At 35.9% G+C, this 14639-nt stretch carries 11 protein-coding genes; 6 read left to right on the forward strand and 5 right to left on the reverse strand.

The window, feature by feature from the left end:
• Window positions 1-43: 43 nt before the first annotated feature.
• The 3 genes from QP953_RS04820 to QP953_RS04830 form a co-directional block, all read right to left on the reverse strand.
• A complete protein-coding gene (locus QP953_RS04820) occupies window positions 44-514 on the reverse strand; it encodes a hypothetical protein (protein ID WP_052594638.1) in 471 nt (156 codons plus the stop codon).
• Window positions 515-543: 29 nt separating this feature from the next.
• Window positions 544-1566 carry a thiamine-phosphate kinase gene (thiL, locus tag QP953_RS04825; RefSeq protein WP_052594636.1) on the reverse strand — a complete coding sequence of 341 codons (1023 nt, stop codon included), beginning with the start codon at window positions 1564-1566 and terminating at the stop codon, window positions 544-546.
• A gap of 165 nt (window positions 1567-1731) precedes the next feature.
• Window positions 1732-2391, reverse strand: coding sequence for an MBL fold metallo-hydrolase (locus tag QP953_RS04830; RefSeq protein WP_052594634.1), 660 nt, complete (start codon window positions 2389-2391; stop codon window positions 1732-1734).
• 590 nt (window positions 2392-2981) lie between these two features.
• Here QP953_RS04830 and QP953_RS04835 point away from each other — a divergent pair.
• The gene (locus QP953_RS04835; RefSeq protein WP_309554135.1) at window positions 2982-6515 is read left to right on the forward strand and encodes a hypothetical protein; all 3534 of its coding nucleotides are present in this window, start codon (window positions 2982-2984) and stop codon (window positions 6513-6515) included.
• A gap of 164 nt (window positions 6516-6679) precedes the next feature.
• Here QP953_RS04835 and QP953_RS04840 read toward each other — a convergent pair whose 3' ends face one another.
• Window positions 6680-7213, reverse strand: coding sequence for a hypothetical protein (locus QP953_RS04840; RefSeq protein WP_052594630.1), 534 nt, complete (start codon window positions 7211-7213; stop codon window positions 6680-6682).
• A 307-nt stretch (window positions 7214-7520) separates the two neighbouring features.
• The gene (locus QP953_RS04845; RefSeq protein ID WP_309554136.1) at window positions 7521-7976 is read right to left on the reverse strand and encodes a T9SS C-terminal target domain-containing protein; all 456 of its coding nucleotides are present in this window, start codon (window positions 7974-7976) and stop codon (window positions 7521-7523) included.
• 550 nt (window positions 7977-8526) lie between these two features.
• On the opposite strand from QP953_RS04845, the gene QP953_RS04850 reads away from it, so the two are divergent.
• The 5 genes from QP953_RS04850 to QP953_RS04870 all read left to right on the forward strand — a co-directional run bounded on the left by QP953_RS04850 (window position 8527) and on the right by QP953_RS04870 (window position 14636).
• Window positions 8527-9957 (forward strand): amidase, encoded by a 1431-nt coding sequence (locus QP953_RS04850; RefSeq protein ID WP_309554137.1) that lies wholly within the window; start codon window positions 8527-8529, stop codon window positions 9955-9957.
• A gap of 337 nt (window positions 9958-10294) precedes the next feature.
• Window positions 10295-11629, forward strand: a complete 1335-nt coding sequence (locus tag QP953_RS04855; protein WP_052594625.1) for an NAD(P)/FAD-dependent oxidoreductase — start codon at window positions 10295-10297, stop codon at window positions 11627-11629.
• 13 nt (window positions 11630-11642) lie between these two features.
• The gene (locus QP953_RS04860) at window positions 11643-12593 is read left to right on the forward strand and encodes a bile acid:sodium symporter family protein (protein WP_052594624.1); all 951 of its coding nucleotides are present in this window, start codon (window positions 11643-11645) and stop codon (window positions 12591-12593) included.
• Window positions 12594-12604: 11 nt separating this feature from the next.
• The gene (locus QP953_RS04865) at window positions 12605-13606 is read left to right on the forward strand and encodes an SDR family oxidoreductase (protein ID WP_309554139.1); all 1002 of its coding nucleotides are present in this window, start codon (window positions 12605-12607) and stop codon (window positions 13604-13606) included.
• A gap of 55 nt (window positions 13607-13661) precedes the next feature.
• The gene (locus QP953_RS04870; protein ID WP_309554141.1) at window positions 13662-14636 is read left to right on the forward strand and encodes a hypothetical protein; all 975 of its coding nucleotides are present in this window, start codon (window positions 13662-13664) and stop codon (window positions 14634-14636) included.
• Window positions 14637-14639: the final 3 nt, after the last annotated feature.

The following is a 14639-nucleotide window of genomic DNA, read 5'->3' on the forward strand; positions in this document are numbered from 1 at the left end:
GTGAAACTACCTTATTTGCTGTCTTTATTTTGAATGAAATTACTTAATCATCTGTATTTGAGTTAGCCGAAACTTCTTCTTCTACATCTATATCATCTATGTTGTCATTGCTGGGCCAATATAGAGATAGTTCAATGCCAATATTGAGCGCACCCGCTAAACGAATTAGTTTTGGGGGTAAATAGTTGCACTGGGTAAATTTTGTTTCTTCTAACTCGCATTCGTAAGGAAGATCAAAGCGCCAGTCGTCAATTTGATGACTCTGACCCAATTTGACCAAGTAAGGAGTATAGACTTCTAAGAAACTAATCATATCAACAATTTGTCCCTCCATATCATCCCAAGAACGGTCGCTAACTTCGCAAGAAAATCCATAGTCGGTATGAATAGAGTCTTGAGCGGCTATTTTAGGTTTGTCCCCTTTCTCATGCGATTGGTAAACAGGTAATTCTGGGTGTTGCTCCAAGAATTCTTTAAAAGAATTCGTGTTGCTGGTCACATGAAATATACACATATTTTTGTTGGTTTTGTTAAAAAACTACTCTAATGATGGCGCCATCCTTGAGCAATCAATTCCTTAATGCTTCCACCTGATGTATGTAGATTGATGCCATCTTCAGGTTTTGTAATTTCTCCAATGATGCGAATGTCCATATTATATCGAATCTTTTCAGCATCCTCAGGTTTGATTGTAAAAAGAAGCTCGTAGTCCTCGCCACCATGCAAAGCACAAGTTGTAGGAGGCAGTTTGAAATCAATTGCTTTGACAGAGGTTTCTTGTGCAATGGGCAAACTTTTTTCCTCTATAAAAGCACCAACATCAGACATGCGACAAATATGCAACAAGTCAGAAGATAAACCATCAGAGATATCAATCATGGAGGTTGGTAGCAAGTTAGCTTTTTCGAAAAATTCAAAAATGTCTTTTCGAGCCTCTGGTTTCAACAAACGCCCAACGATATAATCTTTATTCTCCAAGTCTGGTTGCATATTAGGATTTTCCAAATAAATTTGTTTTTCTCGCTCCAATAATTGCAAACCAACATAAGCACCTCCTAAAAAGCCTGTTACACAAACCAAATCACCAACTTGAGCCGTATCTCGATAAACCAATTTGTCTTCATCGGCTACTCCCAATGCGGTAATACTAATGGTTAGTCCTTGGACGGAAGAGGTGGTGTCTCCTCCAATTAAATCCACACCATACAATTCACAAGCCGCATGAATACCTTTGTAGATTTCATGCACCGCTTCTACGGAAAAACGATTGGAAATTGCTAAAGAAACTGTAATTTGTGTCGGTCGGGCATTCATTGCATAAATATCCGATAAATTTACAACGACAGCTTTGTATCCCAAGTGCTTGAGCGGTGTGTACACCAAGTCAAAGTGGATATTTTCTACCAACAAGTCTGTAGAAATAACTGTTTTTTGAGTTCCATGATCGACAATAGCGGCATCGTCGCCAATACCTCGTATGGATGATTTGTTTTTTAGGTTGACGTCTTTGGTCAAGAATTCTATCAATCCAAATTCTCCTAAATCGCTAAGTTCTGTTCTTGCCATGTTTATTCTTATTTTATAATTTCTATTCTTTGACAATAGTTAGCAGCATAGTTAACTCAATAGTTCGTTGCTTTTTTGTCTTTTTGGTGAAAAAGTAAAAAACTAAGCTTGCGCCCTCATGAGCGTAGCTAACTACTATTAACTACTACTTTAATCTACTACAATCTATTTCGCATATTGCAAAATAAAAGGATTATGCTTCTTTTCTGCTCCAACGGTAGTTGGGCTTCCATGACCAGAGTAAACAGTTGTATTATCTGGTAAGGTCAAGAAGTGCTTAAAAATACTGTTCATTAAGGTGTCCATATTACCTCCTGGCAAATCAGTTCGTCCAATGCTACCTTGAAATAAAACATCTCCACCAATGATAAAGTTATCTTCTTTGCAATAAAAAGAAACGGAGGCGGGAGAATGCCCAGGAGTGAACAAAACATGTAGCGTCGTATTGCCAAATGTAATGGTATCGCCCTCTTGGATAAATCTCTCTGGGTCAGGATCAGGAGATTGTTGTACATTCGGAATACCGTACATCTGAGAAACTACAGGAACCGATTCTAGAACAGGCAATTCTCCTTCATGAATTTCTAAAGGAAGTTGGTACTTCTCTGCTACGTAACGGTTGCCAAAAACGTGATCTAAATGACAATGTGTGTTGATTAAACGAACTGGAGTAAGGTTATTTTCTTGAATAAAAGAACTCAGTGTATTGCGCTCGTCTTCTGTATAACATCCTGGATCAATAAGGATACATTCCTTAGTCTCATCATAAATAAGGTATGTGTTTTCTGCAAAGGGGCTAAATGTAAAAAAATGAACCTGTGCCATATAAATTATATTGTTATGTTTTTAATAAGTGCATGAGAAAAAACGGAGTCTGCTTTGTAAACAGCCTTATAAACTATTTTTGTAGGTATAACAAATCCAATCTAATTGATCCATTGATAGATTGAAATAAAGTATTGGGTCAAATATCTATCTTCAGAAAGATGTCATTAAAACGTAATTATATCAATCAATAAAGTTTGGAACCAATTATTGTTCAAACAATTTTGTGCGTAAGAAACGAACTGGTTTTATTTTTGTGATTCATTTATTAGTACAAATAAAAAATTTAGAGGCAGATTTTTGTAAAAAATATGTTCTCAATTTAACCTCAAACTACAAAAATACGTTATTATTAATATAATACCTCAATGGAGTATAGAAAATCGTCTAATTTCCTGTCATAAAAAGCAGAAAATAACAAGGAGAGATGTACTGGGGAGTAAGAGCCATGTTAGGTTCGTTCTATCTCATAATAAAGTAAGCTTAGTTCGTTCGATTGGTACAGTCATAAGCTTATTCGTTTTCTATTTTTTTTGATAAAAAATTCTTAGAAGAACAATCACTTCAAAAGAATTGCTTGACTTATAACTATGATTCAACAACGCAATTATCTTATCACGGGATTTCGTGCCTTATTTTTGGCCATGATTTTTTTGTCAACAGCAAAAAGTCAGGTAGTTAGTACCGACTTTGGTCATAACAGACTTCAATACGAGCAAAAAAAGTGGTTTCGATACGAGTCTACTAATTTTCAATTGTCGTATGCCGAAAATGACAAGAAGTTGGCTCAGTATGTTTTGCCTGTAGCAGAACTAGATTACATAGAGTTATCTAGAATGTTTGAGCATCAATTAAAAAAACGAATTGAAATTATTATTTATAGCGACTATAGTGATTACCTCCAAAGTAATATTGGAGTGAAAAGATATACTGTGAATCAAGGTGGAACAACAAAAATTATTACTCCTAAAGTTCAAGTCTATTTTAATGGAAGTCATGCAGATTTGCGTCAACAAATTCGAAAGGGGCTTGCGGAGGTTTTGTTGGGTAAAATATTAGTGGGAACCAACATTCAAGAAATGGTACAAAATTCTGTGTTGATGAACCTTCCTCAGTGGTTTGTTAAAGGAGCTATTGCTCATGCAACAGAGGATTGGAATACAGAAATGGATAACAAGCTGAGAGATGTGTTGTTGAGTGGTAAATATGAAAACTTTGTAGAGCTAGCAAAAAAAGAACCTTTATTGGCTGGTCAATCTCTATTTCATTTTGTGTCGCAAGAGCATAGCAAGTCAACCGTTTCTAATTTATTGTATTTGACAAGAATCAATAGAAGTGTAGAAAATGGATTTTTATATGTTTTTGGCAAGACGTATTATCAAGTAGTAGGAGCTGACTGGTTTAATTATTATAGTGAGCGTTATAATGCAGATAACAAGCAGCGTCGATTTCCCAATAAAGGACAGGTGGCTTTGGATATTCCTCCTAAGGGGATTGTTAAAAATCTAAAGATTAGTCCTAATTCAAACTATATAGCGTATACAGAGCACAATCAGGGCGTACGAAAAGTAATTGTTTATGATTTAAAAACGGAAGAAAAAACAGTTTTATTTAAACAAGGAGAACGAGATTATTCTGGCGATTATGAATCTAATTATCCATTAATTGCATGGTCGAAGACAAGTGATAAGGTTATTATTATTCATGAAAAAAGAGATAAAATAAAAATCCGATACCAGCCAATTAATAAAAAGTCAGCAAAAGATCGACCCATAGAAGGCATTGAGCGAATCATTGATTTTGATGTACTAAGTAGTTCTAGTCTAGTATTCACAGCAATTCAAGGGGGACATTCTGATTTGTATATGTACAATGGAGGGCTTCCAAAGGCAATTACAAATGATTTTTGGGACGAAAAGGAGTTGGCGATTATTACTTTGAGAGGACAAAAAGGGATTGTATTTTCTTCTAATCGTACATCAGCTCGAATCAATTCTATGCGGTTTACAGACCAATTGCCTCCGAATAATTTTGATCTGTATTTTTATAATTTAGAAACAAAGTCTAAGGATTTAATTCAGTTGACACGAACACCTTTGGCAAATGAAACGCATCCTATTGCAATGGGAAAAGGCGACCATTTTACCTATTTAAGTGACGAGAATGGTTTTTACAACCGATATGTAGCCAAGATTGATACCGTATTACTGAGAGAAGAGCGTGTACTGATCTTAGAAGATGGAACAGAGCTGGTAGTAGCATTGGATACTGTTTATAGCCATTTGCCTGTTGACAGTACCTATATTCGTCCAATATATACGTTGACGGGAGTAGGGCAGGCAAATACAGATTATAGTAGAAACATCTTAGAACACGATGGTAGTGCTAGCAAAATAGCCGATCTGATTTATAGAGATGGGGCTTACCAAGTATTTGTTCGCGATGCCAAGCCCGAACGCAAGATGGAAGATGTTCAAAAAACAGTTTACCGCCATATCATAGAAAAAATGAGTGGTTTGTATAAAGGGGAAAAAAGTACGGTTGCGTTTAAAAAGTCTACCAAACAACCCAAAGAGACCGTTTTGCCAAAGCAATTAGAACTGGAGGAACCTAGTCCTGTGCTAAAGGATACGAACCCACCAGTAGATACGGGCAAGATTGATATTGACAATTACGAATTCCAAAGCGAATTTGAAGATGTTGAAGAGCCTAGAGTTGACAAAGAAGAAGATAAAAATGTTACTCCAACGATTTTAGTAGAGGATGGTGAAGATATCAGGGCTACCCCCAATAATAAGAAAAAAACTAAAACTGTCTTGACAAACTCAGAGACAAAAGTGGTGGCTTGGAACGAAACCCATGCTAATAAATATAAGAGCTTGTTTCGGGTAGATAAGGTGACGTTTCAGATGGATAATACTCCATTGTACAATGGTATGGATATGTATTTAGGAAACTATTATCAATTCCAACCTTTAAGCTTTGCTCTTAAAACTGGATTTGTAGATGTTTTTGAGAACTTCTATTTAGAGCTCGGTCTTCGAGTGCCATTTGATTTTAATGGCATGGAATATTTTATTAATGTAGAAAATAAAAAAGGATTAATTGATCAACGCTATTCCTTTTATAGACGTGGACGCATATATAACTATGTAGTCGTAGATACGGTTACTAATGTTTCCATAGAGGCTAGAGGGCGTACTGTAAAGCATTTGTTGCAGACAGAATTGAAGTATCCTTTGTCTAAATTTCAAAGCTTGCGAGGCATTTTTAGTTTGCAATTGGATAAAGTGGCTATCTTAGCTGAAGAGTTAAATAGTCTTCAAGTTCCTGTTTATCATGAAAATAGACTGGGATTGAGATTAGAGTATGTATTTGATAACACTTTAGAATTGCGCTTGAACGCTAGAAAAGGAACGAAGTTTAAAGGTTATTTAGATTTTTACAAGCCTTTTTCAGTTCAAACTCAAGATGAATTCAAGGTCGGTTTTGAAGGTGGTTTGACGACAGCGATAGGATTTGACGCTAGACATTATTTAACTTTTGACAACAAAACTATCTTTGCATTTCGTTTGGCAGCAGCAAGTTCGTTTGGTCAACAAAAAATCTTATACTCTTTAGGTGGAGTTGAAAATTGGATGTTCCCAACAACTAGTACAACAGTTACATTGCCAGAAGCTGGTAGTTATGGCTTGCAGACATTAGGAGCCAATATGAGAGGTTTTAATAATAATGCTAGAAATGGTAGTTCGTATGCACTTGGAAATGTTGAAATGCGTATTCCAATTATAGATTATATCTCAAAAAATCCGCCAAGAAATGCTATGTTAAGGAGCTTACAATTAGTTGCGTTTTTTGACGTAGGAACTGCATGGCAAGGAGCTTCGCCATTTTCTACAGACAATCCATTAAACACAACTGTCATTGACAATAATGGTCCTGGGTCGATTTCTCCTGTAAAGGTGACCGTGAATTATTTTAGACGACCAATTTTGTTTGGTTATGGATTTGGAATTAGAACGGTTTTACTAGGGCATTATTTCCGCTTGGATTATGCTTGGGGAGTAGAAACAGGACAAGTTCAAAATCCTATTTTATATTTGTCAATAGGCTCCGATTTTTAAAAATAGTGCAATGATTGATCAATAGTAGTGTAGCTGAATTTTATTAATTATCAAGCTAATATGAATAATTTTGTGATCGCACGAGCGTAGCTAATACTAATTGATAAAATAGGAATAAAGATAAATAAGCCGTATGTATCATTGTGCAACATACGGCTTATTCTTTATTTATCTTTTATGAAAACTTGAGGAGCAGCACTAGCTGGAGGTGCCGAAGAAGCAAGCGGTTGTTCTCTTTTCTTGATAGGAAGTACCCTTGTCTCTCCTGTAACGGCATCTTCAAAAGCAACGGTTGTTACTGTTTCAGGAATATAAATAACATAAGAAACTTCTTCTCTACATTGTTCGCCTTGAAGTATCATTGGTTGCCTAGATTTGTCCTCCAAACGGAGACCGCTTCCACCATCCGCAGAAAGAAATAATTCGTAGCGTCCTTTTTCAATTAAAACGTCTAGAAAAAAAACATTTGGAATACCCAGCAAAACTTTTCCTGTTACCATCAAGCGTGTTCCCTTCATTTGTTGAATTTCAACTCTTGATGTATGGAGTTTTAAATACATAGTAGAAGGAGGGGTTTCAGGATCTTGCTCTGTTGCTAGTATTTGGTGCAAGTACTGAGAAACGTGACTTTGAGAGAAGCTGTATTGAAACGTAATGAATAAAAATAAGAATGATAGTAGGATGTTTTTATGTAGCATTGTTTCCCATTTAATTATGATAGCAAATGTGGCGCGCGATACTAAGTTTGGCTAAACTTAGAGGCGAAAAAAATAGACCATGTTTTTAAATCTTTGGATTACTGTTTTTTATATGTTTTGTTTTTTTAGAATTTGTTTTCATTTTTGAACAAAAAAATAGAAACGGTTCAGGTATTATAATATAATAATAATTTTAATTAAAACCAAAAAAAAGCGCTACACCATTGAGGTGTAGCGCTTCTAGAAGACAATAGATTAATCTATTGATTATAGATATAGCACATTAATTTGCTACATGATGTAGCAACTATTTATTTCGATTAATAGTTATTGTTTTTTTCTTTTCTGCACCATTTTCATCCATTAATATAAATTGATAGGTTCCGTCCTCTAGCGTTTTTACATTTAACGCATTATAATTGTTGCCGTCTTGGACTTGTATATTACGATTGGCAGCCAGTTGATACCCTTCTTCATCAAACATCTTCATGGTCAGATTTTTTTGTTCCTCTGATTTTAATGCAAAAACGAATACATCATCGTTGACTTCGTCTTCTGCCTGCATTTCGATGTCTAATACCTTAGCAACTTTTTCAGCTGCCATTAAAGAGGTGTATAGAGTTGCCACAACTTGTTGATCATCCTCTCCGTCGTCCATTATAAGAATAACAGCTACCATTTTATCTTCTTGAGTAGGTGCATCTATGGCAAAGACCGAGTTAAACGTGAATATTAATATGGCTATTGATAATAGAAATTTCATAATTATGTTTTTTAATTAAAGAATGTGTCAGTCATCTTATCATTGATAAAAGACAAATTGAATAAAATGCTTGAACTATATTTCGTCAATAGTTCGTTGAAGTCACGCAATCGTACCATAGGGAGTAACAAAGCAAATCAACGTAGTATTGATGTTTGGTATAGTTCATCAATGATGTTTAGTGGGATAAGCAAAATTTAGATTACCAGCAAGGGATACCGTCAACTGAAGAAAGGAAGTTCTAGTAGAGAGAGACAATAATTTAGATAGAAATTATTGAGAAGGTATCGCTTAGAAGACCAACTACTATTTTAACACTAAAAAAACAATATTGTTCATTTTTTAGAATAAAATTTTGATTTTTTGATTAAATTGAATTATTTGATAGAATAGTGATGGTAATTTAATAGATTGTTTTGACTAGATGGCATAGGTATAAAGAGTCTCTACCTATATTAATCGTTAATTCTATTGGTTCAATAGGGGCAAGTACTTAAATAGACATGTTTAAGATGTAATCATCTCCACTCAACAACAACAAAACAATTTTATGAAACAGAAAATGCATGCTTTTGATATTGGTATTTTAGGAACAATGGATGCTACAGAAATAGCCGAGCAAATTAAGAAAGGTGCCATTAGTTCTAAAGAAGCGGTTCATTGTGCTATAGAACGTGCCCAAGCACTAAATCCAACGCTCAATGCAATTGTAACGGATTGTTTTGAAAAGCCTGTTGTTCAAAAAGAAGAGAAGGATGCTTATTTTAAAGGAGTGCCTACTTTTATCAAAGATTTGACACATGTAGAAGGTTTACCAACCTTACATGGCTCTTTGGGAGTACCTGCGGTACCTCAGAAAAAAAATGAAAAAAATACTCAACAGGTATTATCTACTGGATGTGTTGTTTTAGGTAAATCAAGTACTTCGGAATTTGGGCTTTTGCCAGCAGTAGAAACCTTACAGCAAGGAACAACACTTAATCCAATCCACTTAAATTATTCGACAGGAGGTTCGTCTGGAGGAGCAGGAGCTTTAGTTGCATCGGGAATAGTACCGTTTGCACATGCCGCAGATGGTGGCGGCTCTATTCGAATTCCTGCTGCTTGTTGTGGGCTTGTTGGGCTAAAACCAAGTAGAGGGCGAGATATGGAATCGCCTACTTCTATGTTGCCTATTGATATTGTTTGTCAAGGAATTGTTTCTAGAACAGTTCGAGACTCTGCTAATTACTATGCAGCAGCTGAAACCTATTATGCCAATCCTCAATTGCCTAAGATTGGCTGGATTGATCGCCCGCTTCAAAAGCGATTAAAAATAGGTGTCTTTACAGAAACACCAACCCAAATCAAAAGCCATCCAGAAGTCGATGATGTTACTTTATCGGCAGGAAGATTTTGTGAAAGTTTGGGGCATCAAGTAGAGTTAATTTCAAATCCATTTACACAAGAAACCAAAATTGATTTTTTGGCTTATTGGAGTTTTATTACCTATATGTTGTATCGATTTGGAAAGGTTTCTTATGGAATAGGTTTTAATAATTCGAAATTGGAGGTTTTTACAACTCAAATGGCAAAGGTTTATCCTAAAGTGATGTTTAGCACTGCTAAGAGTATTAAACGTTTGAAAAAATTTACGAATTATTATAATAGTCTATATGATCAATACGATGTCTTGCTGAGTCCTGTCTTGTCCCATCCTGTACCTGAGATTGGGTATTTTAGCCCAGAGAACAATTTCTTTGCTAGTATAGAAAAACTGAGCCAATATGTAAATTATACAACGTTTCAGAATGTAACAGGAGCCCCTGCCATTTCTTTGCCAATGGGGCAATGTAAAAACGGCTTGCCTTTGGGAGTGCAGTTGGCTGGGAAATTGGGCGATGATCGCCAATTATTAGAATTAGCATGGGAAATAGAAGAAAAAGGTGGATTGATGGATTGGACAAAAATAATTCAAGCAAACCATTGTATTAAAAGTTAGAAATGTAAGTTTTTATTTATAGTAATCTATTGGAGTAACTTAAGCTATTCCTATGGATTGTATAAAGCTTATGCACCTTTAAGAATTTTGAAATAATGTTGTAGTTATTTAGTATAGCCATTTAATAGTGAATGGACTTGGTTGGTGGTTTGGGAGGTAAGCTATATTTTATGCTTGATTTAGTGCTTAATATAAGAACTCTAGCTCTGAATTGGGTAATTTAGAAATGTAATTTGAGCTTATTGTTGATACAGTATACGGATGAAAAAGCAATCGTTTTAACCGTAATTTGTATAGTCGGCATTCATACTATTGACCATACAAAAATCAACCAACAATGGGAAATTCTAAAAAACGATCAGCATACCCACAGCAAACAGAAGAAAAATATGCTATTATAGGAGGGGGACCAGCAGGCTTGTCTGGTGCAAAGGCTTTAAAGGAGTTAGGAATTGCTTTTGATGGTTTTGAAATGGGCAATGATTTTGGAGGCTTGTGGAATATTACCAACCCACGAAGTACCATGTATGAATCTGCGCATTTGATTTCGTCTAAAACAACCACTCAGTTTTTAGATTTCCCCATGCCAGAAGGTACACCTGATTATCCGAGTCATCAATTAATGCGTCAGTATTTTATAGACTATGCTACCCATTTTAAACTATACGATCATTATTATTTTCATACTAAAGTAGAGCGAGTAGAAAAAAATGGAGCGCAATGGGCGATCACATTGAGCAATCCTGAATGGGGAAGCAAGACGTACCAATACAAAGGCGTTATCTTGGCCAATGGAACTTTGTCTGAGCCGAATGTCCCAACATTTAAGGGCAACTACACGGGAGAAATGATGCATTCGGCAGCTTATAAAAAAGCTTCTATATTCAAAGGAAAAAATGTGTTGGTCATTGGGGCGGGTAATAGTGGTTGCGATATCGTAGTAGATGCGGTACATTACGCAGATAAGATAGATATTAGTGTACGTAGAGGGTATTATTTTGTCCCTAAATATGTGTTTGGAAAACCTTCGGATACGATTGGAGGAAAAATCAAGCTTCCTCGTCGGTTAAAACAATCGTTTGATAATAAATTGCTAAAGTGGTTTACAGGAGATCCTGAACGATTTGGGTTTCCAAAACCAACTTATAAGATGTATGAATCTCATCCTGTCGTGAATACCTTGATTTTGCATCACATTGGTCAAGGGGATGTAAAGGTGCAGAAGGATATTGATTATATGAAGAACAAGGAGGTTTATTTTAAAGATGGGCATTCGGAGCAATATGATTTAATTGTGTTGGCAACAGGTTATAAGTTGCATTATCCTTTTATTGATAAAAAACACCTTAACTGGTCGGGAATGGCACCAGAACTTTACCTTAAGATTTTTCATCCAGAGTATGATAATTTGTTTGTGTTAGGAATGATCGAAGCAACAGGTTTGGGGTGGGAAGGGCGTTATGAGCAAGCTCGTCTAATGGCACATTATATCAAAGGAATGGAAGAGAAAAGTTCTAAAGCTTTGGCGTTTAAAAAGAAGAAGCGTGGCAAACAGCCCGATTTGAGTGGAGGGTACAACTATTTAAAATTAGAACGGATGTCTTTTTATGTCCACAAAGATACCTATAGAAATTTGGTGAATAAAGAAACAAAAGCATTACAAAAAGGATAGAAATTAAGAATGTATGGGGATTGATAGCGTACAAATAACCTTTGATGACAACACACAATTTATATTAAAACTCGTTTTGGGTTTTATTATATTTGGAGTGGCACTTGATATTAAGGTGATCGATTTTAAACGTGTTCTAAAGAATCCCAAAGCAGTGTTAATCGGTTTGAGTTTGCAGTTTGTCGCTTTTCCTGCACTAACGTTTTTAATGATATGGGGAACGAGTCAATTTGCTCCAACAATCTTCTATCCAAGTGTGGCTTTGGGGATGTTACTGCTGGCAGCTTGCCCTGGAGGAAATATGTCTAATTTCTTTACACATTTAGCAAAAGGCAATACAGCTCTATCTGTAAGCATGTCTGCTATTTCTACCATAGCAGCTTTGATAATGACTCCGTTTAATTTTTCTTTTTGGGGTGCCTTACTTCCAAGTACCCATACGTTGTTATCAGAATTGTCTATTGATCCGTTGGATATGTTAATGACCATTACATTGTTGCTGGGCATCCCGTTAACGGTGGGAATGCTCATCGCTCATTATAAAAAAGAGTTGGCAAGCCGTATCAAAAAGCCAATGAAGTATTTTTCTATTCTATTTTTTGTCGTTCTAATCATTGGCGCTTTATTGGCTAATTTTGAAACCTTTATCAACTATATTGGAACATTTGCTATTGTTGTTTTTATACAGAATAGCTTGGCGTTGACATTGGGGTATTGGGGCGCTAAAGGTGCAGGATTAAGTCACGATGATAGTAAAACAGTATCGTTAGAAGTTGGTATTCAAAATTCTGGTTTGGGGCTAATTTTGTTTTTTCAATATTTTGAGCATCTTGGAGGAATGGGAATTATTGTAGCATGGTGGGGTGTATGGCATATGATTTCAGGCTTGACGCTAGCATGGTATTGGCAAAGAAAATCGAGGAAGGAATTGGACGCATTAACTAGATTAAATCAAACAAACTAAATAAGAATAAGATGCAGCGAATACTTATCACAGGGGCTTTGGGCTATCTAGGTCAGATTGTATTAAAGCGTCTTCACAGTGATTTAAAGAAGGGGAACATAGAGGCATTGGTTGCAATGGATGTCAAAGAAGCTAATCCTAAACAACGGTTGAAAGGTGTTGTGTATATTCAAGCAGATATTAGGGACAAAGACCTCTGGAAACATTTGGCGACAACAAAGATTACTAGTGTTATTCACTTGGCTGCAATTATTGATTCTCAAGCTAGTTCTAGAGCATTTCAATACGAAGTAGATGTTTTGGGAACTCAAAATATTTTAGATGCTTGCCTAAAAGTTGGTGCTCAACGAATTGTTATTAGTTCGAGTGGTGCGGCATATGGTTATCATGCCGATAATCCTAGTTGGCTAAAAGAAAGTGATCCCCTTCGAGGCAATGAAATTTTTGCCTATTCTGCTCACAAAAGGCAAGTAGAAGCAATGTTAGCAGAATATAGACAGCGACACCCCAATTTTGAGCAGGTCGTATTTAGGGTTTGTACGATTTTGGGCGCAAGTACTCAAAATTTGATTACCAATCTTTTTGATAAGAAACGAATATTGGGGATCAAGAACCACCTTAGTCCTTATGTCTTCGTATGGGATGAGGATGTAGCAACTTGTATGCACAAAGCTGTTTTTTCTACTCAAACGGGTATTTATAATTTAGCGGGTGATGGAGCTATTACAAATGCTGATTTAGCAAAAATTTTAGGCAAGCCCTATTGGGCAATTCCTGCCCGTTGGTTAAGGTTGGGATTGAAGATGGGGCGTCGATTGGGCTGGACGAAGTATGGTCCCGATCAGATTTTATTCATTCAGTATCGACCCGTTCTAGATAATAGAAAGTTGAAGGAAGAGTTTGGTTATATTCCTCAAAAAACATCGTTAGAAACTTTTTTGTATTACTTGGAGGCTAAAAAAATGCGTAAGGGCAGTATAGATGAAATAAAGGTGCTGCTTCCTAATTACTAAAAATAGATTTATCTTGTGATGATATCGAATTATAAATATTGAGAACTGATTAAAAATGAAGCTGCCTAAAACCATTCAATTATTATTACCATTCTTATTATTCAATATCTTTTTTTCTTGTACGGAGCCCAAGAGAGAGGATTTTACATCCATTCAAACGTCTAAAACCAAACAACATATTCGAGTAGCAGGAACAAAAGTATGGGTTGTTGCTCCTGAAGAATACGAACATGTGGAAGAGTTAGCCCGATATCAGAAGAAAGAAAAGTTGTATTTTCAAGTCATGGAAATGCCCGCTTCTTTTGAAGAAGCAAAAGCTAATCTGTCAAGAGAAGCGATTGAAGCGCAAGGAGCACAAGTAGATGTTTATCAAGAAATAAAGGTCAATAACTACGATGCAATCTACTTTGAAGGACCGTCTAAATATCCAGGAGAAACCAAACTTGGTATTTGGTTTGGAAATGAAACTGTTGTGGCATCGATGGTGGGCGTATGCAAAAACTCTGATGCAGAAGGCAAGGAGGAGTTGATTCAGATTATAAGAACTGTTTTTTATGACGAAGCGTTTGAATTAGATCCCTTTGAATTAGCGAATTTTACGTTTAATAAAGATAGTTTTGATTTTGAATTCAATACTAAGATAAATACCATGTTTATCTTTAGTCCGAATGGTGCGGCAGATACCATAGAGCATAAGGAAGTTCCAGGAATAACAATTGCTCCATTGCCTTTTATGTCTAAAGATGCCGCTCAAAATTATACCAATGAATTAATTCAGCGTTATGAAACTCAACAGAGAGCGACATTCTTATCTGAAGAAATCACAGAACTTGAATTAGCGGACCAAACTGCCCTAGTACTCAAAGCTACGATAGAAATGGAAGGTCAAGTTTCTTACTTGTATCAAACTATTATTTTGGGGGAAGAATCTTCTTTATTGTTTATAGGAACCTGTGCCAAGGAGGTTGAGCAGAATATGAATGCCTTTGAACGTGCTGTTCGTGCTTTGAGGTTTAAAGATGTCAGTTAACAA

Source organism: Aureispira sp. CCB-E (assembly GCF_031326345.1).
Taxonomy (GTDB): domain Bacteria; phylum Bacteroidota; class Bacteroidia; order Chitinophagales; family Saprospiraceae; genus Aureispira.

Coding starts and splice junctions, on each gene's coding strand:
- QP953_RS04820 (WP_052594638.1), bottom strand. CDS start 514: ATGTGTATATTTCATGTGACCAGCAACACGAATTCTTTTAAAGAATTC.
- thiL (WP_052594636.1), bottom strand. CDS start 1,566: ATGGCAAGAACAGAACTTAGCGATTTAGGAGAATTTGGATTGATAGAA.
- QP953_RS04830 (WP_052594634.1), bottom strand. CDS start 2,391: ATGGCACAGGTTCATTTTTTTACATTTAGCCCCTTTGCAGAAAACACA.
- QP953_RS04835 (WP_309554135.1), top strand. CDS start 2,982: ATGATTCAACAACGCAATTATCTTATCACGGGATTTCGTGCCTTATTT.
- QP953_RS04840 (WP_052594630.1), bottom strand. CDS start 7,213: ATGCTACATAAAAACATCCTACTATCATTCTTATTTTTATTCATTACG.
- QP953_RS04845 (WP_309554136.1), bottom strand. CDS start 7,976: ATGAAATTTCTATTATCAATAGCCATATTAATATTCACGTTTAACTCG.
- QP953_RS04850 (WP_309554137.1), top strand. CDS start 8,527: ATGAAACAGAAAATGCATGCTTTTGATATTGGTATTTTAGGAACAATG.
- QP953_RS04855 (WP_052594625.1), top strand. CDS start 10,295: ATGGGAAATTCTAAAAAACGATCAGCATACCCACAGCAAACAGAAGAA.
- QP953_RS04860 (WP_052594624.1), top strand. CDS start 11,643: ATGGGGATTGATAGCGTACAAATAACCTTTGATGACAACACACAATTT.
- QP953_RS04865 (WP_309554139.1), top strand. CDS start 12,605: ATGCAGCGAATACTTATCACAGGGGCTTTGGGCTATCTAGGTCAGATT.
- QP953_RS04870 (WP_309554141.1), top strand. CDS start 13,662: ATGAAGCTGCCTAAAACCATTCAATTATTATTACCATTCTTATTATTC.